Source organism: Halorarius litoreus (assembly GCF_024362405.1).
GTDB classification, from domain to species: Archaea; Halobacteriota; Halobacteria; order Halobacteriales; family Haloarculaceae; genus Halorarius; species Halorarius litoreus.
In genome coordinates, this window is record NZ_CP101454.1 from 54636 (window position 1) to 72884 (window position 18249).

Here is an 18249-nt window from a genome sequence, read left to right on the forward strand (position 1 = left end):
GAGGTACCCGCGGTTACCTACCGCTCACGTTGGAGTTATGGGCGTCACGCCGCAACGGAGGGGTGATGACAGACATCGAGGAGTACGGGGTCACGGTCGTCGGTGGCGGGCCGGCCGGACTGACCACGGCACTCTACACGACGCGACTCGGGCAGGACACCGCGATGATAAACCGGGGCGGCGGCCGAGCGGCGATGATGCTCGACACGCACAACGTCATCGGCGTCACCGAGGAGACGTCGGGCAACGAGTTCCTCGCGACCGCCCAGCAGCAGATTCAGGACTACGGTGCCGACTACTACCGCGACACGGTCACCGCAGTCGAGCCGACCGACGATGGCCGCTACCGCATCGAGGCCGGCAACGTGACGGTCGTGAGCGACCGGGTCGTCTTTGCTACCGGCTTCTCCGACGTGCGGCCCGACCCGCCACTCCCACGAACGGGCCGCGGCCTCCACTACTGTCTCCACTGTGATGCGTACATGTTCGTCGACGAGTCGGTGTACGTGATGGGTACCAGCAATTCCGCGGCGTACGTCGCGATGATCATGCTCAACTTCACCGACGAGGTCGACCTCCTCACCCGCGGCGAGGAGCCGGAGTGGTCCGAGGAGACCGGCAAGCTGCTGGACGCGCACCCCGTCGACGTGGTTCACGAGGAGATCGAATCGATGGAGAAGGACGAAGACGGCTGGCTCGAAGCGTTCGTCTTCGAGGACGGCACCCGACGCGAGTACAGAGGCGGGTTCCCGATGTACGGCTCGGAGTACAACACGGCGCTCGCCGAGTCGCTCGGCGTCGAGGTGAACGACGACGGCACCATCGCGGTCGACGACCACGGCCGCACGAACGTCGACGGCGTCTACGCCGTGGGCGACGTGACGCCCGGCCACAACCAGATCCCCATCGCGATGGGCGAGGGCGCGAACTGCGGCATCGGCATCTACATGGACGCCCGCACGTTCCCGATGAGTCTCGACGACATCGAGGCCCACGGCGGATCGGTCCCCGAGGACGCCGCCCCGGCGATGTCCGAGCGACTCCGCGAGCGCGCGAAGGCGCACGCTGGCGGCCCGCCCGCAGACGAGACCGCGGCGGCGGACGACGACTGATCGCCACAGGCATCCACCGTCGGCAGCGTCGTGTCCCGAGCGCCAGGCTGGTACTATTCAAACCCCCTTCGGACGCTTCTCACCCCGTGAGAGAGTGACTCCCAGCTTATGCTCGTTCCCGACTATCTACCACATAGGTGAAGATACGTGTCAGTTACTCATCGCACCGGCAGCACCCCGTGGCGGACGGCCGAGGAGTTCGCCACGGCCCTCTCGTGGGCGTACGACGACGAGTTCGCGCCGACGACGGTGACGCTCTTCTCCGAGCGTGACGACGAGATAACGACCCACTGGATCACCATCGACATCGCCCACGCCGTCTCGCTCGCCGACATGGCGTGACCACTGCGAAAATCCGCGGGTGTATCCTGTAATCATCGGCCGAACTTCTATGCGACTCCCACCCACAGGCGGGGTATGGACCACTACCGGAGCGCCGTCGAAACGGCAGATGCCGTCAAGGCCGGCGAGCTGTCGCCGGTCGACCTCGTCGACGCCTTCCTCGACCGCATCGCGGCGCGCAACGAGCTGTCGAACGCCTACATCACCGTCATCGCCGACGAGGCCCGCGAGATGGCCCGCGAAGCCGAGCGCGCAGTCGAAGCGGGCGAAGACCTCGGCCCGCTCCACGGCGTCCCGCTCGCGCTGAAGGACCTCTACGCGCACAAGGCGGGCGTGAAGACGACGTACGGCGCGAAGCCCTTTGCGGACAACGTCGCCGACCACGATGCCGTCATCACGGAGCGGCTGGAAGCCGCCGGCGCCATCCCACTCGGAAAGACGAACACGCCGGAGTTCGGCCACAAGCCGCGGACCGACAACGAACTCGTCGGCCCTACGGGAACCCCGTTCGCCCGCGACCGCATCGCCGGCGGTTCGTCTGGGGGTTCGGCCGCCGCCCTCGCGGACGGACTGACGACCATCGCGACGGGCTCGGACGTCAGGGGGTCGCTCCGGGTGCCCGCGTCCTGTTGTCACGTCGTCTCGGTGAAGCCGACGTTCGGCCTGATCCCCGCCGAACGCCGCCCGGACAGCTTCTCGGGGCACACCCCGACCGGCGTCGTCGGCCCGATGGCCCGCTCGGTCGCAGACCTCGCGGTGATGCTAGACGTGCTCGTCGGCCCGGACGACCGCGACCCGTTCTCCGTGCCGCATCCGGGCGACGACTACGCCGCGGCGCTCGACACCCCCGCCGAAGAACTGTCGGTAGCGTACTCGCCCGACCTCGACATGTTCACCGTCGAGGAGTCGGTCCGCGATGCGGTGGGTGACGCCGTCGATGCGCTCGCCGACGCCGGGACAGAGGTGGAAGACGTGACCGTCGGTGGGCCGGGGAAGATGGACCTCCAGTACGCGTTCTCGGTGCAGGCCACGGCGAAGTTCGCGACGCTCGCGCGCGAAATCGAAGAGATACACGGCGTCGACCTGATGGCTGACGACTGTGAGGTCTCGTCGTCGCTGCAGGCGACGGTCGCGATGGGCCGCGGCCACGAGGCCATCGAGCACAACGTCCAGAACGTCACGCGGACGGCGATGTACGACGCCATCGAAGACGCCCTCGACGGCCACGACGCACTCGTCTGCCCCACGATGGCGCTCCCGCCGTTCCCGCTCGACGCGCACGACCCGACCGAAATCGCCGGGCAGCCTGCGAACGGCACGCTCACCGACTGGTCGCTCCCGTGGGTGTTCAACGTCACCGGCCACCCCGTCGTCTGTGTGCCCGCGGGCCTGACCGACGACGGCCTCCCGGTGGGGATGCAACTCGTCGGGAAGCGCTACTCGGAGTCGACGTTGCTCGCGGTCGCGGCGGCGTTCGAACGGGCGAACCCGTGGGCCGAGACGTATCCCGGGAAGTAATCAGGCTACGGCAGGTGGGTCAGCCGTCGCCGATTGTAATTGCCGCAGCCGTATCAATCGTCGTCTGCGAACGCCGCCCCCGCGTCCTCGTCGCCCAGGTTCTCGATGCTCGGCGGGTACTTCCCGCGGTCGAGTTTGAGATCCGAGGCGGGGCGCGCCATGCACGTCAGCGCGTACCGTTCCGCCTCCTCCTCGGTGAGACCGCGCTTCACGGCGACCGTCTGTTCGACCTCACCCTCCACGATCTCGGCCGAACAGGCCAGACACATCCCGACGCGACAGGAGTACTCCTGTGCGATACCCTCCTCGATACAGCGCGAGAGGATGGTCTGTTTGTCGGAGACGGTGATGGTCTCGCCCGTCCCGACGAACTCGACGGTGTAGTCGGTCATACCTGCGAATGGCCCACCCGCGTCAAAACTCTTTTCGGACGGACCTGACCTCGAGTTGAGGACGGATTCGGAATAAAGAGTTTTAGCCGTCCGGTTGCACCGGTTTTCCATGACTACCCACGAGTACGACGTAGCCGTCGTCGGCGCGGGCACTGGGGGCTGTTACGCCGCCGCGACGGTCGCCAGCGCGGGCTACGACGTCGTCATCGTCGAGCGGAAGACGGCGGACGAAGCGGGCCACATCGCCTGCGGCGACGCGCTCAAGGGCGCGAACAACTTCCCCGAGGAGATCCCGAAGTCGAAGCTCGAACCCGCCTTCACGAATACGGCCGTCGACCACGGCCGGTTCGAGGCGCCCGAGCAGGGCGTCGAACTCGACATCCCCGTCCCCGGCGAGCTCGCGGTTATCGACCGCCTGAAGTACGGGAAACTCATCATCGAGGGCGCGAGGGAAGCCGGCACGGAGTTCCACTACGACACCGTCGTCAAGACGCTTACGCAGGACGACACCGGCCGCGTCACCGGCTTCGAGGGCGTCCGCAGGGGCGAGCCCGTCAGCTACGAGGCCGAGATGGTCATCGACGGCGCGGGCGCGCTCTCCATCCTGCAGGACAAGGGCGACTTCTCAGGCGCGACGATGGACACGAACGTCCGGTTCTCGCAGTTCTCCTCGGCGTACCGCGAGGTCGTCGAGGTCGAAGAGCCGGTCGAGTGGCACGACGCGCTCGTCTTCAAGCCCACCAAGCGGTCGGCCGGCTACCTCTGGTACTTCCCGCGGACCCCCACCGAGATCAACGTCGGGCTCGGCTTCCAGATGAGCGAGGAGCCGATGAAGCTCGTCGGCGACCTGCGCGAGGACCTCCAGCAGCGCCCGGAGTTCAAGAACGCGAAAGTGAAGGACAAACTCGGTGCGGCCCTGCCCACGCGCCGGACGTACGACTCGGGGACTGCGCCGGGCTACATCGCCGTCGGTGACGCCGCCGCCCACGTCAACCCCATCTCGGGTGGGGGCATCGCCGGTGCGGCCTACTCCGGGAAGTACGCCGGCGAGCAGTGTATCGAGGCCATCGAGCACGAGGACTACTCCGAGGAGAGCCTGTGGGAGTACAACAGCCGCGTGATGGACCACTTCGGCGGCCGCTACGCCGCGCTCGACGTCTACAACATCTTCTCGACCGCCTACGAGATTTCGGACCTGACGGCCCTCGCCGGCGCGATTCCCGGCCGGCAGATTTCGGAGGCGCTCTATTCCGGCTCGTCGGGCGTGAATCCCCTGCTGGCGGTCAAGACGCTCTGGAAAGCCCGCAACCACCTCGGGACGATGTACGACCTCTACAGGACGAAGGGGCTCGCCGACCGCCTGCTCGAGCACTACGAGAGCTATCCGGACTCGCCGGCCGGCTTCGACGCGTGGCGCTCGCAGCGCGATTCGATTATGGACGACATCTACGCGGAGACCGGCGCGGAAGCGAAGTACTAGAATCGGTCTCTGGTCCTCGCGACTCGCAACACAACGAAAAACGGCCCACGCCCCGAAGAGGGCGCGGGCCGGTGGGTGCAGTGACAGGGGAGCTACGGGTGTGCACCGTAGCGTGGGGGGTGTGACTCGACGTTACGCCGGGGTCGCGGTCGGCGTGGCGGTCGCCGTCTCGTTGGCGTCCTCGTCGGCCGACGCGTCGGCGTTCTCGTCAGCGTTCTCCTCGCCGTCGTCACCGGGGACGACGTCCTGGAGCGCCTCGCCGAGCGAGTCGACGCTTCCGTCGAGGTAGCCGTTGATGACGCTGTGGATCTCCTCGACGTGGTCAGGGACCTGCTCGGGCATGTCGACCGGCGGGCCCTGCTGGCCCTCGGCGTCGGCAGCCTCCGAGGCGTTCTCGTCAGCCGCGTCCGACGCGTTCTCCGGGTCGTCCTCACGGTGCTGCTCGGCGGACTCGTTCATCTCGTCGCTGTCGTCAGCGTCCGACGCGTTCTCGTTCGCGTCCGGGCGGTCGTCCGCCTGCGAGCCCGCGTCGTCGGGAGCGTTTCCAGGTGCGGCGGCGACCGCGCCAGCCGCACCAGCCGTCACGACCAGTGCCGCGAGCAGCATCGCGGCGAGGTGTTTCACGTTCATCGCATCTCCTCCTACTGGGCGGGTGGTACTTAGAGGGGGCAAGCCGTTCTGCCGAATTCAGCAGATTGAACGGCTCTGAACGACGATAAACGGAATGAACAGCGGTCGCGGAGAGGTTAGGGACTGCGCTCGGCGATGTCGAGTATCGACCCGACCACCGTGTCGATGCCGATTGGCAGCGAGTCCTCGTCGGTGTCGAACGTCGCGGTGTGGTGGCCGCCGGGGTGGTCCGTCCCGACGCCGACGTACGCGGCGAGCCCCCCACGGTCCTGCACGTACTGCATGAGGTAGGTGGCGTCCTCGCTGCCGCCGAGGTCGTCGCGACGCAGCCGCGAGGTGACGCCGTCGACGCCACCGGCGATGTCGTAGACGATGTCGACGAGCGCGTCGTCGCTCCGCGCGCTCGGCGCATCGCCCACGACCGCGACGTCGACCTCACAGCCGTAGCTCGTGGCCGCGCCCTCGACGGCGTCCATCGCGCGGTCGTACATGTACTCGTTCAGTTCCGTCGTCTGGCCCCGAACCTCGGCCTCGATGCGTGCGGTCTCGGGGATGATGTTGGTGGCCGTCCCGCCCTCGACGCGCCCGACGTTCACGCGCGTCGCCCCGTCGGAGTGACGGGGAATGCCGTACAGCCCCTGCACCGCGGCGGCCATCGCCTGCACGGCGTTGCGGCCCTCCTCGGGGCGGGCGCCGGCGTGGCCCGGATAGCCCGTGAACTCGGCGTGGAACTGTGTGACCGCGAGGAAGCCGTCGATGCCCGCGACGATCTCGCCCGTCGGGTGGTCGAGCCCGACGTGAATCGCCAGCAGATAGTCGACGTCGTCGAGGTGGCCGGACTCGGCCATCGCCTTCCCACCGCCGACGACCTCCTCGGCCGGCTGGAAGAGGAGTTTGAGCGTCCCCTCGAAGTCGCTGTCCTTGATGCGCTGGAGCACGCCGAGCCCGATGGTCGCGTGCGCGTCGTGCCCGCAGGCGTGCATCGTCCCCTCGTGTTCGGAGCGGAACCCCTCGCTCGCCGGGAGATGGTCGTCGTCGGTACTCTCGGCGCGGGGGAGCGCGTCGATGTCCACGCGCAGGGCGACCGTGGGGCCGTCGCCCTTCTCGACGACGGCGACCGCGCCGGTGTGGCCGCCCGCACACTTCTCGAGGACGTCCTCGCGGGCGCCCTCCTCGCGGGCCTGTGCGTACCACTCAGCGATGGTCTCCTCGTCGGGGACGGCCATCCGCTCGTCCGTGGCGAGGGCGTCGCGGCCGACGTACAGCTCGTCGACGCCGATGCGTTCGATCTCGTCGACGATACGCGAGGTGGTGTAGAACTCCCGCCACGCCGGCTCGGGTCTGCGGTGGAGATCGCGGCGCAACTCGACCAGCGCGTCTCGGGTGGTGAGGCTCATGCCTACCACGAGGGCGCGGGGGGTTAATTGCTTTTCAGGGCCGTCGGGACGATGCAGGGCCGAACACGACTCAGCGACCCGCGCCGCGCGTCTGTTTCACGTCCGCTTCGATGTGGATGCTCGACGGGTACTCGTCGCCCGCCACGCGCCGGGCGAACTCGTCGTTGCCGTGGATCTCGATGTCGCGGGCGTACACCGTGTAGCGCCACTTCTCGAAACTGTCACCGGGTGCGAGCCGCTTCTGCTGGGGGACGTGCAGGTCGGTCGTCGGCTTCGGGTGCGGTCCCTTCAGCTCGACGCCCTTCTGCTCGGCGGTGCGTTTGATGTCGTCGACGACCCGGTCGAGGACATCCCGGTCCCCGCTCTGGAAGGTGAGTTTGGTGACGAAGGGCATCTGTTGGTGGGAACACTGTAGCGACGGCTAAAAACTCACCCTTTCCGGTCAGGCCGCGCTGCGGCGACCCGACCGGAGCCGCTCGCCCAGCTCGGCCAGCCGCGGGGAGACGTGCTCGTAGCCGAGCGCCGAGAGAATCCCGAGCGAGACGCCCCACGCGAGGTGGCTCACGAGCAGCGGCAGCGAGAGGCTCGGAAGCGACGCCGGAATCCCCAGCAACTGGAGCCAGAGCGCCGAGATGATGCCAGCCGCGACGAACCACAGCACCACCGACCACGCTGCCCCGACGGCGACGGAGACGCGGAGGTCGGTGCGGTGTCGCGACGGGACGAGCGAGACGAGCCCCGCGAACACGAACCCGAAGACGACGCTGTGGAACTCGTGAGTGACCCAGCCGACGACCCAGTTATCGACGCCGTAGAAGACGCCGATGACCGACACCGAGCCACCGAACTGCTCGGAGACGAGCCCGTAGACGACGCCCGCAGCGAGGGCTGCCGCGAGCGTGACGAGGAGCTGTGGCAAGGCGGGTCGGACCCCGGTCAGCCCGGTGGGGTTCGACCGGGGCGTCGAGTCGCGGGCAGCCGCGAGCGGCAGGACCAGCGTGACCGTCGTCCCGTTCGGGCCGACGTCCGTCTCGATGTCGCCGCGATAGCTCTCGACGAGGAGCCGGACCACGTTCAGCCCGTAGCCGTCTCGGGGGTCGTCGAACTCGGTGATGACGCCGTCTTCGAGGAGTCGGCGCTGGGCCTCGGGGAGGCCCGGCCCGTCGTCGTGAACGGAGACGCGAGCCGTGCGGGCGGTGGCGTCGACCGTCACCCGGGCCGTCGGGGTCGCCGACGAGGAGTGGACGACGGCGTTCTCGAGCAGGTGGGTGAGCGCCTGTTCCAGCCGGTCGTTGGCGAGCACAGCGACGTCCGCCGCCCCGGACTCGACCGAGATGCTCGCGTCGGGATGCGTCTCACGGACGGTTTCGAGGCTCGCTTCGATGCAGTCGTCGAGCGCCACCGGCGTCCCCCAGCTGTCGTCCGTCAGCGTGCTCCGGGCGAGATACTTGACCTGTTCGACCGTCTCGGCGATGGCGTCCGAGCGGCGCTCGATGATGCCCTGCGCCTCGCGGTTCCCCTCCGCCGAGAGCGCGGCGTACCCGCGAATCGCGGTCAGCGAGTTGAGTATCTCGTGGCGGAGCAGGCGATTCAGCACCTCGAGGCGGTTCGCCTGCTGGTAGAGCGTGCGCCGCTGTCGGCGGTTGCGCGCGGCGTAGAGCCCGGTCAACGTGCCACCGACGCTCCCGCCGATGAGGAAGTTCGAGAGGTACGTCCGCGAGAGGACCGTCGCCGGGTCGGAGAGGTCGGGGCTCGCCGACCCCAGGAGCGTCAACACCACGAGGACGAACATCGTCCCCGCGCCGATGACACACCAGGTCGCGGTCGTCCGGACCAGCGACCGCTCCACGTCGGCGACGGTGAGCGCCACGCCGAACGCCGCCAGCCCGAGCCCGAGCACCAGCGGCACGACGCCCGCGAAGAAGAACCGCACCGGGTCCTCGTAGAGCGCGAGCGTCACCGTGAACCGGGTGAGGAAGAAGCCGAGGCCCGCGATGACCAGCCCGCTGTAGTTCATCCGTCCCCCCATGTTGCGATCCGTAAGATGTGACAGGCTGTAATAAAGATAGAGCCCGTGCGCGCACTCGGCGCCGTGCCGCCCACTCCCTCAGTCGGCGTGGCGCGGGAAGTAGCGTTCGAGGATGTGGTCGGCCGTGCGTGCGGCGAGCGCCTGCCCGGTGTTCGTGGGGTTCGGCCCGCCCAGTGAGTTCGCCATCACGGAGTGGTCCGCGACGAACAGCCGGTCGACGTCGTACGACTCACAGCCCGTGTCGACGACCTTCCCCATCCGCATCGTCGAGTGGACGTGAATCGCAGTGGGCGGTGAGTCGGAGCGGTGGACGTGGTCCGCGTCCGCCGACCGCAGGATGCGCGCACAGATGCGCGCCAGTTCGTCGCGCCGCTGGATGTCGCCCTCGCTCGGGGTGTAGTTCACCTGCGGGACGGGACCGTGTTCGTCCTCGACGCCGTCGACGACCGAGACGCTGTTGCGCTCGTGGGGGCGGTCGTCGGTGACGACGAGCACCGGGAGCATCCGCCGGTAGTCCGAGAGCAGTTCCTTCAACTGCGGGCCGGCGAGCCGCCCCATCGTGTCCCACGGCTCGTTCGCGGTGTCGTTGGTGAACGTGAACCCCGACGAGGAGGCGCCGAAGCCGAGGATGGCCTGGATGCCCGGCTTGGTGCCCGTCGTCTGGAGCATCCCGAGCCCCGGGTAGTCGAAGCGCGCGGCGATGACCTCGCCCTCCTGCTGGTCGACGGTGTCCTTGCCGACGCGCTGGAGCAACTCGGCGCGGGCCTCGTCGCCGCGCCACAGCCCCATCACGTTGTCCCCGAAGTGGATGGTGAGCCCCTTTCCGACGTGACCGTTGTCCGGGAGGTCGGTGTTGAGCCACAGCCGTGGCGTCTCGATGGCACCCGCCGCGAGCACGACCACGTCTGCGTCGACGGACTCGGTCTGTCCCGACCAGGTGTCGCGGAACGTCACGCCCGTCGCCTCGGGGGTACCGAGCGTGGACGTGGTGTGGACGTCCGTGACGAACGCGTTCGGGCGAACCGTGACGTTCCCGGTCTCGAGTGCCGGAGGAACGAACGAGACGTTCGACGACCGCTTGGCCTTCTCCTCGAACGGCGCACCCCGCGGGAACGGGTTCCCCGAGATCTCGCCGAGTGCCATCGTGTGCCCCTCGACTTCCGGGTACTCGAGTGGCCCGTCGTAGTCGCTGTCGACGTGGAGCTTCTCGTCGGGCTGGTGGATGGCGTTCGGTTGCGGGCGGTAGCCGGGCCCGTCGACGTTCTTCTTGTCGAGCAGGTCCCAGCCCTGCGCCTCGGCGCCCTGGAAGAACAGCTCCTCTTTGGCGGTGACGGGCGCGGGCGCCACCCCCGTCATCGCCTCGACCTCCTCGTAGTAGGGCACGAGGTCCGCGTAGCTGAACGAGTCGGGCCAGTGCGGCTGTTCGTCGATGGCTGCCGGATAGGCCCGCGGGTGGTTCGAGGTGTAGAGCAGGGTGGTGCCGCCGACGCCCGCGGCCTGAATCGTCGCCCCGCCGCCCGGGAACTTCCGGAACCAGAAGCCGCGCTCGTAGTCCGCCGGCCCCCACAGGAGCTTCTCGGTCATCTCCAGTTCGCGGGTGGTGAACTGCTCGTCGAGCAGGTCGCCCGAGAGGTCTGCGGGCGAGGAGGAAACCTCGCCACCCGGCTCCTCGTGCGGGTTCGGCCACTGCTCGTTGCCGTGGAACGGCCCCGCTTCGAGCACGAGCACGTCGAGTCCCGCTCGACCAAGCTTCCACGCCGCGACCGGCCCGTCACCACCCGCCCCGACGACGACCACGTCGTACTCACTCGCGACCATCAGAACCCACCTCCGCCGAACGCCCCGTCGTCGGGTGTCGCGGGCGGCTGGCCGCCGCTCACGACCCCGTCGCTCGCGGGCGTTCCGTCCGTGGGGAACGGCTCCTCGTAGCCCGAGGTGTCGTACTCGTTCTCGCGGAACGCGCCGGACTCGAACGAGATGGCGCGGTCGCCGACCGGTTTCCACATCTCACCGTCGCCGAGCGAGACGTCGTCGCCGCCCCAGTAGCCGCGGAACGCCGCGTAGCCGTCCGCAACACCAGGAAATTCGGTCTGTCGCCACGACTGCACGGCCTCGGAGTCGTTCGTGAACTGCCGTTCAGAGGGCCGGACCGTGATGTCAGCGTACCCCTGCCACTCGCTGTAGTAGACGACCTCGGTGAAGCCGACGAGGAGGGTCGGCAGGAGGGTGCCGGCACTCTCGACCAGTGGCACCGGGAGCTCGTCGGCGAGAGGTGCGGTGTCGACCGCCTTCTCGTCGAACAGCGCCATCGCGTTGAGCCGGTCCTGTCGGGAGAGGCGGGGGAACAGCCCCGCCGCGGCCACGTCGACGGCGTCGCCAACCGTGGTCGAGCGGTCGGTGAGGTCGGCGACGAACCGCGAGGAGGGCGCCGACTCGTTGCCACCGCGCGCGACGAGTTCCGCTGCGGCTTCCTCCAGCACCATCGCCACCGGCTCGGCGAGTCGGAGGTCACCGGTGCGGTCGCCGGCGGGTGAGAGTCCCGAAAACAGGTCGTTGACGTACGTGACGAGGTACGCGTCCAGCCCAGCCTCGAGCCCGCCGGGGACGTGTTCGGCACCGAGGTCGTCAGCGAGGTCGGGCGTGCGCGGAATCACGGCGTCCACGACCGCCGCGTACGTGAGCTGGGTGTGCGGGTCGGTGTCCGGCGTCGGTGGCGTCTCGGCGGCTGCTACGTCGGCCGCCGCCGACAGCAACGAGAGTCCGCCTGCGGCCCCCACCGACCGGACGAGCGTCCGCCTGTCGAGCGTAAACTCGGCCATCGTTGGAGAGTTCATTCAGACACACGGCCAAAACCGTTCGGCCAGCATGGTCCGGGAGTTGAAAACAGGTGGCAGGGTCGAGCCGGCAGTCGCGCCGCTCGCGTCACTCCCGTGCGCCGACCTTCTCGGTCACGCGGAAGCTCGACGGCGGGTTGAGGATGCCGACGACGGTCCCCAGCGAGTGGACGAGCGAGACGACCGGGACCAGCGGGAGCGCGACCAGCCACTTGAGTTCGCGGGCGCCGTAGTGGAGGAGCCCCCGGAGGTACCAGAAGACGGTGAACGCCCCGAGGACGGCCGAGGCGAGCAGGAACAGTCCTCCGTAGACGACCGTGACGCCGAACACTGCGAGCGGCACGGCGACGAGCGTCACGACGGGCGAGAGTGCCCACGCGTAGTTCCGGACGCGGGCGAGCACCCGGTAGTGGAGGGGGAGCAGCGCGGTCGCCTCGATGTTGCCGGCGGCCCAGCGGCGGCGCTGTTGGACGATCTCGACGAGCGACGGCGGCGCCTCGTTCCGGCAGGTGGTCGCGGAGAGCGCGAACTCGATGTCGAACTGTCGCGCGGCGGCCCAGACGAATGCGGTGTCCTCGACGATGGTCTCGCGGTCCCACGTCACCTCGTCCTCCAGCGCGGAGCGGACGGCGATGCCGCCACCCCACGCGAACAGCGGGATCTGGAGACGGGCGAACGCGCGCTGTTCGAGCTGGACGCCCATCCGGAAGACGTCCGCGAGATACGAGAGCGTCGACCCGGTCTGCCGGGGGCGCTCGCGGAGCTGGACGACGTCCGCGTCCGGCAGGCCGTCGAACCGTTCGACGATGCTGTCCTCGTCGAGATACAGCACGAACTCGCGGTCGGTGTCGAGCGTCCGACGGGCCCACTCGATGGCGCGGCCCTTGCGGACGGCGTCACACTCGAACCCGTCGGGGACGACGTGGACCTCTGCGCCGTCCACGTCGATGGGCTCCTCGGCGATGACGTGCCGGTCGGTGAGTTCGTCGGGCAGCGAATCCACCGTGGCCTGCACGACCTCTTCGGCGGCCACGGTCAGGATCCGAACCTGAATGTCGTCGCCGCCGTACGCCGGTTCGGGTGGTTCGTAGCCCGCACCGACGATGTAGGTCAACGCGACCCAGAGGAGCGCGGAGGCGCCGAACAGTGCTGTCGTCGACCAGAGCACCAGTTCGAGCACCGTGTAGCCCGTAACCGGAAGGCCGGCGAACTGGCCGGGGAGCGCGACGGCGATACAGGCGACGACGAGCGCGCCGCCGACCCCGACGAGACCGATCCGTTCTGCGTTCATCACGCGTCGACACGCCGCTCCAGTCCCACTTCAACCGGGGCCACCGTTCCCGTGACTCCACACGGGTTCACCCGTTTCAACACCGTTCAATCGCCCGACTGCGGCGAGGTGGAGTGCTCATGCAATCTGGTCACACACCGCTCGCCGACGAGCGTGAGAACCGGGCACGGTGGCGATACTCGGGTCGGCAGTCCAACCAATATCTCGACGCGCGCGGCCGGCGCCACGCGAACGGCACCCGCCACACGACGCAAGCCTTATGTACAAATCAGTCCGGTAGTGTACAGTAATGAACACTGAGGAGATGGCACCGGCGGTCCGCTCCATCCTCGATGCCGCCCACGAACGAGTGGGGGGTGAGGATCGAGTGGCCGTCGAGCCCCGGTCGCTGTCCGCGGCGTTCGCTGCGGCCGAGGCCGACGGGCGGGTGCCCGTCATCGCGGAGGTGAAACCCACCAGCCCCACGACCGAGGGTGAACGCCGGGACGACCCGGTGGAACTCGCACGGGAGATGGTCGCCGGTGGCGCAGCGGCGCTGTCGGTGCTCACCGAACCCGAGCACTTCGGCGGCTCGCCCGACACGCTTCGGCGCGTCCGCGCGGCCGTGGACGTGCCCGTCCTCCGGAAGGACTTCATCGTGCGCGAGGCGCAACTGGACGTCGTCGAGGCCGACGTGGTGCTACTCATCGCCCGGTTCGTCGGCGACGACCTTCCGGACCTCATCGATGCGGCACGTGACCGCGGCTTCCAGGTGCTCGTGGAGACCCACTCGGTCGCGGAGGTCGAAGCCGCCGTGGCGGCGGGCGCCGACATCGTCGGCGTGAACAACCGCGACCTCGCCAAGCTGGAGGTCGACCTGGGGACGTTCGAGGCGGTCGCACCAAGTGTTCCCGAGGGCGTGACCCTGATAGCGGAGAGCGGCATAGCGACGGTAGACGACGTCTCGCGGATGCGCCGCGCCGGGGCCGACGCCCTCCTCGTCGGCTCTGCAATCATGGACGTTGATGGGTCCATGGACCCATCAGGCACGCAGAACGGCGAGCGTTCTGCGTATGGCGACGTCCGCGAGAACACCCACCGACTCACACATGTCTCAGAGTAAATTCGGCGACTACGGCGGCCAGTACGTGCCCGAGGCACTCATGCCCGCCATCGAGGAGCTACAGGACGCCTACGAGCGATACGTCCTCGAGAACGAGGACGGCTTCATGGACGAGTTCCGCGAGCGCATCCGTGACTTCGGGGGGCGACCCACCCCGCTCCAGCGCGCGGACAACCTTTCCAGTCGATACGAGTTCGACGTCTACCTCAAGCGCGAGGACCTCCTGCACGGGGGCGCGCACAAGCTCAACAACGCACTCGGGCAGTGTCTGCTCGCGAAGTACATGGGCAAAGAGCGCATCATCGCCGAGACCGGCGCCGGCCAGCACGGCACCGCGACGGCGATGGCCGCCGCGCACCTCGATATGCCCTGCGAGATTTACATGGGTCGCCGCGACATCAACCGCCAGCGCCCCAACGTGTTCCGCATGCGCATCAACGGCGCCGAGGTCAACCCGGTGGACGTGGGCCGTGGCACCCTGAAGGAGGCCATCTCCGAGACGATGCGCGACTGGGCAACGACGGTTGAGACCACCCACTACGTCATCGGGTCGGTCGTGGGACCGGCGCCGTTCCCCGCGATGGTCCGGGACTTCCACCGGGTCATCGCCGAGGAGACGAAGCGGCAGTCCGAAGAACAGATCGGCCGCCTGCCCGACTCCATCGTCGCCTGTGCGGGCGGGGGCTCGAACACGATGGGCATCTTCTCGGAGTTCGTCGATGAGCGTGACGTGAAGCTGTTCGCCGTCGAGGCCGGTGGCTCCTCGCTCGACGTGGACGAGGAGCGCGGCGTCGCCCCCAACTCGGCGTCGCTGTCGACGGGCACGGAGGGCGTCCTCCACGGTGCACGCACCAAACTCCTGCAGGACCGCGACGGGCAGATCATGGAGTCGCACTCCGTCTCCTCGGGGCTCGATTACGCGGGTGTGGGCCCCGAACTCGCCCACCTCGTCGACGAGGGGCGCGTCCGCGCCGTCAACGTGAACGACGACGCCGCCCTGGAGGCGTTCCACCGACTCTCGCGCGAGGAGGGTATCATCCCTGCGCTCGAATCCGCGCACGCCGTCGCCTATCTGGAGGACGCAGACCCCGAGGTGGTCGGCGAGATCGTGGTCGTGAACGTCTCCGGGCGGGGGGACAAGGACCTCGAGTCGGTCATCGAGGAGACCGATTCGCGGGCCATCGAGGGGGCACCGTCGATGGACGTGTTCGACGAGCGCGGAGGCGAGCGATGAGCAACCCCGACATCGCCGCGGCCTTCGAGGACGGCCCGGCGTTCATCCCGTATCTCGCGGCGGGCGACCCCGACTACGAGTCGTCCATCGAGTACGTCGAGGCGCTCGAACGCGGGGGTGCCGACATCATCGAACTCGGCCTTCCGTTCTCGGAGCCCATCGCCGAGGGGAAGACCATCCAGAGCGCCATCGTGCGCTCGCTGGAGGGCGGCATGACCGTCGAGCGCTACTTCGAGTTCGTCGAGGAGCTGGACGTCGACGTGCCGCTCGTCTGTATGACCTACTACAACCTCATCTACCAGTACGGGGACGAACGCGGCCCCGCGCCGTTCGTCCGGAAGGCGAAGGAGGTGGGCATCGACGGCTTCGTCGTCCCCGACCTGCCTGCCGAGGAGGCCGACCCCCTGCGCGAGGCGTGTACCGACCACGGCCTCGACCTCGTGTTCATCGTCGCGCCCACGACGAACGACGAGCGGCTCGAACGGCTCGCCTCGCTCTCCTCGGGCTACCTCTACGTGCAGGCGCGACTCGGCGTGACGGGCGCCCGCGACGACGTGAGCGGCCAGACGACGGAGAGCCTCGACCGCTTGCAGGCGTACGACCTCCCGAAGGCCGTCGGCTTCGGCATCAAGACCGGCGAGCACGCCCGCGACATCGTCGCCGGCGGCGCGGACGCCATCATCGTCGGGAGCGCGCTCGTCGACATCGTGGCGGTGGGCCACGAAAACGGTGACCCGGTGGCGGAGGTCGCTGCACGGCTCGAAGCGAAGGCACGCGAACTCAAAGAGGGCGCGGTGGCCGGCGGCGCGCAACGTGCGCCGGGACCGGAACGAACTTGAACGGACATGCCACACGATAACACAATGGAACCCGGTATCGCCGCACGACTCGAACGCATCGCAACAGGGGGCCGGTACGTCATCGTCCCCATGGACCACGGTATCACGATGGGCGCCGTCAAGGGCCTGAAGGACATCGAGGGCACCATCGACGCCGTGACGCGCGGTGGCGCCGACGCCGTCCTCACGCAGAAGGGTATCGCCCGCCGCGTCCACCCGAACAAGAACGACAAGGGGTTCATCGCCCACCTGAATGCCTCGACGACTATCGGCCCGGACGAGGAGGACAAACGCCGGACGGGCACCGTCGAAGAGGCCGTCCGCGTCGGCGCCGACGCCGTCTCCTTCCACATCAACGTCGGCTCCGACCACGAACCCGACCAGATCGCCGACCTCGCAGCGCTCACCAGCGAGGCCACGCGACTGGGCATGCCTGTCCTCGCGATGGCGTACGCGCGCGGCCCTGGTGTCGACGAGAGCGACCCCGAGGCGCTTGGCCACGCGGTTCGCCTCGCCGAAGAGCTGGGTGCAGACGTCGTGAAGACCGGCTACTCCGGTGACGGCGACACCTTCCAGCACGTCGTCGAGTCCACCCGGCTGCCGGTCGTCATCGCTGGCGGCTCGCGCGGCACCGACCGGGACACCGTCGAGATGGTGCGCGGTGCGATGGACGGCGGCGCCGCCGGCGTCTCGATGGGCCGTTCCATCTTCCAGCACGACGACCCCGAGGCCATCACCCGAGCGGTGTCGGCCATCGTCCACGACGACGCGAGCGTCGACGCCGCGCTCGAACGCGCGGGGCTCGCCGTCGAGATCTGAGACTCGAAACTGCCCCCCGAGACGGCGAGGATTTATTAGGCCCGCAGATATTGTCACCAGTAGTCACGGGTACCTCTACCATGGTTGATTTCGCGTACACGGCGTCGGCGGTGCTGATGACCGTTCTCGTCCTCGTGGTCGTCGGGGCGGTACTCCGGTTCGGTCGCTGGCAGTCGTACGTCGTCGGTGAGGCGGAGAGCGTCGGTGAGCGGTGGAACCGGGTGAAATCGAGCCCCGCGACGTGGACGGCGGTGTTCCTGTTGCTGTCGCTCGGCTTCGGCGGGCTGGCGGTGCTGTGGGTCAGCGACACGTCGCTTCCGGGCGCCGGCATGTTCGGTGTCGCGCTCGCAGCACTCGGCGCCCTCGTCCTCGGCGGCTACCTGTTCGTCGGCGTCTACAACGCCGCCCGCTCGCGCGGCCGACCAGCCGCGTGGGGGCTGTTCGAGGCGGTCGTCATGGTCGGGTTCGCCGCCGTCGTCGCCATCATGGTGAACCTGGTGGTATGAGCACCGTCGACGCGCTGCGCGTCGACCTGCCGCGCGACTGGCCGCTGTGGGTCGGCATCCTCGCCGTCGAGGCGCTCGCACTCGGTACGTATCTCCTGACCGTCGGCGGCGTCTCCCGCCTCCGGTACGTGCTCTACCCGTTCGTCTGGATCAACGTCGGGCTGTTCGTCCTCCTGCGTGCGAGCTCGCCCGCGGGCGAACGGTCGTTTGTCGGGGTCATCGCGGGCTTCCTCTCGGTCGACGGCGACCTCGCTGCGGCCGACCACCGCCGAGCCGTCGCGGCGCTCGTCGCCGTCGCCTACGGGCTCGTCCTCGCGGTCGTCACCGGCCTCGTCGGGCTCCCACTCGGCGCACACGCCGGCGAGCACGCACACCTCGCCGGCTTCCAGCTCTCGCTGTCGGCGCCGGGCTGGGGCCCACGGCTCGCGTACGTCGTCGGCGACTACCACCTCTACTTCGTCCCCTACCGGGTCGTGGGCTACGCCGCGCTCTCGTACCTGCTGTACACGCGCCTCTCGGCGCTCTCACTCGCGTCGGGCGCGGGCGTCGTCGGCCTCCTCTCGTGTGTGGGCTGTGCGTTCCCGCTCGTCACGTCGGTGTTCGCCGGCGCGAGCGCGGCGACGCTCTCGGCGGTGACCGGCTACTCGCTCGACCTCTCGACGGCGGCGTTCCTGGTGGCGGTCGCGGCGCTGTGGTGGCCGGCACGGCGGTAGCCGTCGTTGGT

General features: G+C 68.7%; 18 protein-coding genes. 10 read left to right on the plus strand and 8 right to left on the minus strand.

The window, feature by feature from the left end; translation table 11 throughout:
* The first annotated feature begins 65 nt into the window (after nt 1-65).
* The 3 genes from NL126_RS00315 to NL126_RS00325 all read left to right on the plus strand — a co-directional run bounded on the left by NL126_RS00315 (nt 66) and on the right by NL126_RS00325 (nt 2972).
* Entirely contained in the window at nt 66-1112 is a 1047-nt protein-coding gene (locus NL126_RS00315; RefSeq protein WP_255196903.1) for an NAD(P)/FAD-dependent oxidoreductase, read from the plus strand.
* Between the two features lie 147 nt (nt 1113-1259).
* Nucleotides 1260-1454 (plus strand): hypothetical protein, encoded by a 195-nt coding sequence (locus NL126_RS00320; RefSeq protein ID WP_255196904.1) that lies wholly within the window; start codon nt 1260-1262, stop codon nt 1452-1454.
* A 75-nt stretch (nt 1455-1529) separates the two neighbouring features.
* Nucleotides 1530-2972 carry an amidase gene (locus tag NL126_RS00325; protein WP_255196905.1) on the plus strand — a complete coding sequence of 481 codons (1443 nt, stop codon included), beginning with the start codon at nt 1530-1532 and terminating at the stop codon, nt 2970-2972.
* A 53-nt stretch (nt 2973-3025) separates the two neighbouring features.
* On the opposite strand, the gene NL126_RS00330 is transcribed toward NL126_RS00325, so the two are convergent.
* Complete coding sequence (locus NL126_RS00330; protein ID WP_255196906.1) at nt 3026-3364, minus strand: 2Fe-2S iron-sulfur cluster-binding protein; 339 nt, start codon at nt 3362-3364, stop codon at nt 3026-3028.
* 109 nt (nt 3365-3473) lie between these two features.
* On the opposite strand from NL126_RS00330, the gene NL126_RS00335 reads away from it, so the two are divergent.
* Nucleotides 3474-4844: a geranylgeranyl reductase family protein gene (locus tag NL126_RS00335; RefSeq protein ID WP_255196907.1), complete on the plus strand. Its 1371-nt coding sequence runs from the start codon at nt 3474-3476 to the stop codon at nt 4842-4844.
* 132 nt (nt 4845-4976) lie between these two features.
* Here the strand turns inward: NL126_RS00335 and NL126_RS00340 are convergent, their stop codons facing one another.
* The 7 genes from NL126_RS00340 to NL126_RS00370 form a co-directional block, all read right to left on the minus strand.
* Nucleotides 4977-5474, minus strand: coding sequence for a hypothetical protein (locus tag NL126_RS00340; RefSeq protein ID WP_255196908.1), 498 nt, complete (start codon nt 5472-5474; stop codon nt 4977-4979).
* A gap of 116 nt (nt 5475-5590) precedes the next feature.
* Nucleotides 5591-6871 carry an amidohydrolase gene (locus NL126_RS00345; RefSeq protein ID WP_255196909.1) on the minus strand — a complete coding sequence of 427 codons (1281 nt, stop codon included), beginning with the start codon at nt 6869-6871 and terminating at the stop codon, nt 5591-5593.
* A 70-nt stretch (nt 6872-6941) separates the two neighbouring features.
* Nucleotides 6942-7265: an uS10/mL48 family ribosomal protein gene (locus NL126_RS00350; protein ID WP_255196910.1), complete on the minus strand. Its 324-nt coding sequence runs from the start codon at nt 7263-7265 to the stop codon at nt 6942-6944.
* A gap of 48 nt (nt 7266-7313) precedes the next feature.
* Nucleotides 7314-8900: a sensor histidine kinase gene (locus NL126_RS00355; RefSeq protein ID WP_255196911.1), complete on the minus strand. Its 1587-nt coding sequence runs from the start codon at nt 8898-8900 to the stop codon at nt 7314-7316.
* A 78-nt stretch (nt 8901-8978) separates the two neighbouring features.
* Nucleotides 8979-10718 carry a GMC family oxidoreductase N-terminal domain-containing protein gene (locus tag NL126_RS00360; protein WP_255196912.1) on the minus strand — a complete coding sequence of 580 codons (1740 nt, stop codon included), beginning with the start codon at nt 10716-10718 and terminating at the stop codon, nt 8979-8981.
* Complete coding sequence (locus tag NL126_RS00365) at nt 10718-11719, minus strand: hypothetical protein (RefSeq protein ID WP_255196913.1); 1002 nt, start codon at nt 11717-11719, stop codon at nt 10718-10720. Before NL126_RS00365 ends, NL126_RS00360 begins: the two co-directional genes overlap by 1 nt.
* Before the next feature lie 103 nt (nt 11720-11822).
* Complete coding sequence (locus tag NL126_RS00370) at nt 11823-13025, minus strand: glycosyltransferase family 2 protein (protein WP_255196914.1); 1203 nt, start codon at nt 13023-13025, stop codon at nt 11823-11825.
* A gap of 289 nt (nt 13026-13314) precedes the next feature.
* On the opposite strand from NL126_RS00370, the gene trpC reads away from it, so the two are divergent.
* The 6 genes from trpC (at nt 13315) to NL126_RS00400 (ending at nt 18238) form a co-directional block, all read left to right on the plus strand.
* Complete coding sequence (gene trpC, locus NL126_RS00375; protein WP_255196915.1) at nt 13315-14127, plus strand: indole-3-glycerol phosphate synthase; 813 nt, start codon at nt 13315-13317, stop codon at nt 14125-14127.
* A complete protein-coding gene (gene trpB / locus NL126_RS00380) occupies nt 14114-15361 on the plus strand; it encodes a tryptophan synthase subunit beta (RefSeq protein WP_255196916.1) in 1248 nt (415 codons plus the stop codon). Before trpC ends, trpB begins: the two co-directional genes overlap by 14 nt.
* Nucleotides 15358-16200: a tryptophan synthase subunit alpha gene (gene trpA, locus NL126_RS00385; RefSeq protein ID WP_255196917.1), complete on the plus strand. Its 843-nt coding sequence runs from the start codon at nt 15358-15360 to the stop codon at nt 16198-16200. Before trpB ends, trpA begins: the two co-directional genes overlap by 4 nt.
* Before the next feature lie 24 nt (nt 16201-16224).
* Nucleotides 16225-17019, plus strand: coding sequence for a 2-amino-3,7-dideoxy-D-threo-hept-6-ulosonate synthase (locus NL126_RS00390; protein ID WP_255196918.1), 795 nt, complete (start codon nt 16225-16227; stop codon nt 17017-17019).
* Nucleotides 17020-17099: 80 nt separating this feature from the next.
* Nucleotides 17100-17525: a hypothetical protein gene (locus tag NL126_RS00395; RefSeq protein WP_255196919.1), complete on the plus strand. Its 426-nt coding sequence runs from the start codon at nt 17100-17102 to the stop codon at nt 17523-17525.
* Nucleotides 17522-18238: a DUF7546 family protein gene (locus NL126_RS00400; protein ID WP_255196920.1), complete on the plus strand. Its 717-nt coding sequence runs from the start codon at nt 17522-17524 to the stop codon at nt 18236-18238. The genes NL126_RS00395 and NL126_RS00400 overlap by 4 nt, the downstream gene beginning before the upstream one ends.
* Nucleotides 18239-18249: the final 11 nt, after the last annotated feature.

Bases quoted from the DNA above. Each gene is read 5' to 3' on its own strand.
- NL126_RS00400 (WP_255196920.1), top strand. From the start codon at position 17,522: ATGAGCACCGTCGACGCGCTGCGCGTCGACCTGCCGCGCGACTGGCCG.
- trpB (WP_255196916.1), top strand. From the start codon at position 14,114: ATGTCTCAGAGTAAATTCGGCGACTACGGCGGCCAGTACGTGCCCGAG.
- NL126_RS00360 (WP_255196912.1), bottom strand. From the start codon at position 10,718: ATGGTCGCGAGTGAGTACGACGTGGTCGTCGTCGGGGCGGGTGGTGAC.
- NL126_RS00325 (WP_255196905.1), top strand. From the start codon at position 1,530: ATGGACCACTACCGGAGCGCCGTCGAAACGGCAGATGCCGTCAAGGCC.
- trpC (WP_255196915.1), top strand. From the start codon at position 13,315: ATGAACACTGAGGAGATGGCACCGGCGGTCCGCTCCATCCTCGATGCC.
- NL126_RS00315 (WP_255196903.1), top strand. From the start codon at position 66: ATGACAGACATCGAGGAGTACGGGGTCACGGTCGTCGGTGGCGGGCCG.
- NL126_RS00370 (WP_255196914.1), bottom strand. From the start codon at position 13,025: ATGAACGCAGAACGGATCGGTCTCGTCGGGGTCGGCGGCGCGCTCGTC.
- trpA (WP_255196917.1), top strand. From the start codon at position 15,358: ATGAGCAACCCCGACATCGCCGCGGCCTTCGAGGACGGCCCGGCGTTC.
- NL126_RS00395 (WP_255196919.1), top strand. From the start codon at position 17,100: ATGGTTGATTTCGCGTACACGGCGTCGGCGGTGCTGATGACCGTTCTC.
- NL126_RS00390 (WP_255196918.1), top strand. From the start codon at position 16,225: ATGGAACCCGGTATCGCCGCACGACTCGAACGCATCGCAACAGGGGGC.
- NL126_RS00355 (WP_255196911.1), bottom strand. From the start codon at position 8,900: ATGGGGGGACGGATGAACTACAGCGGGCTGGTCATCGCGGGCCTCGGC.
- NL126_RS00345 (WP_255196909.1), bottom strand. From the start codon at position 6,871: ATGAGCCTCACCACCCGAGACGCGCTGGTCGAGTTGCGCCGCGATCTC.
- NL126_RS00350 (WP_255196910.1), bottom strand. From the start codon at position 7,265: ATGCCCTTCGTCACCAAACTCACCTTCCAGAGCGGGGACCGGGATGTC.
- NL126_RS00365 (WP_255196913.1), bottom strand. From the start codon at position 11,719: ATGGCCGAGTTTACGCTCGACAGGCGGACGCTCGTCCGGTCGGTGGGG.
- NL126_RS00330 (WP_255196906.1), bottom strand. From the start codon at position 3,364: ATGACCGACTACACCGTCGAGTTCGTCGGGACGGGCGAGACCATCACC.
- NL126_RS00335 (WP_255196907.1), top strand. From the start codon at position 3,474: ATGACTACCCACGAGTACGACGTAGCCGTCGTCGGCGCGGGCACTGGG.
- NL126_RS00340 (WP_255196908.1), bottom strand. From the start codon at position 5,474: ATGAACGTGAAACACCTCGCCGCGATGCTGCTCGCGGCACTGGTCGTG.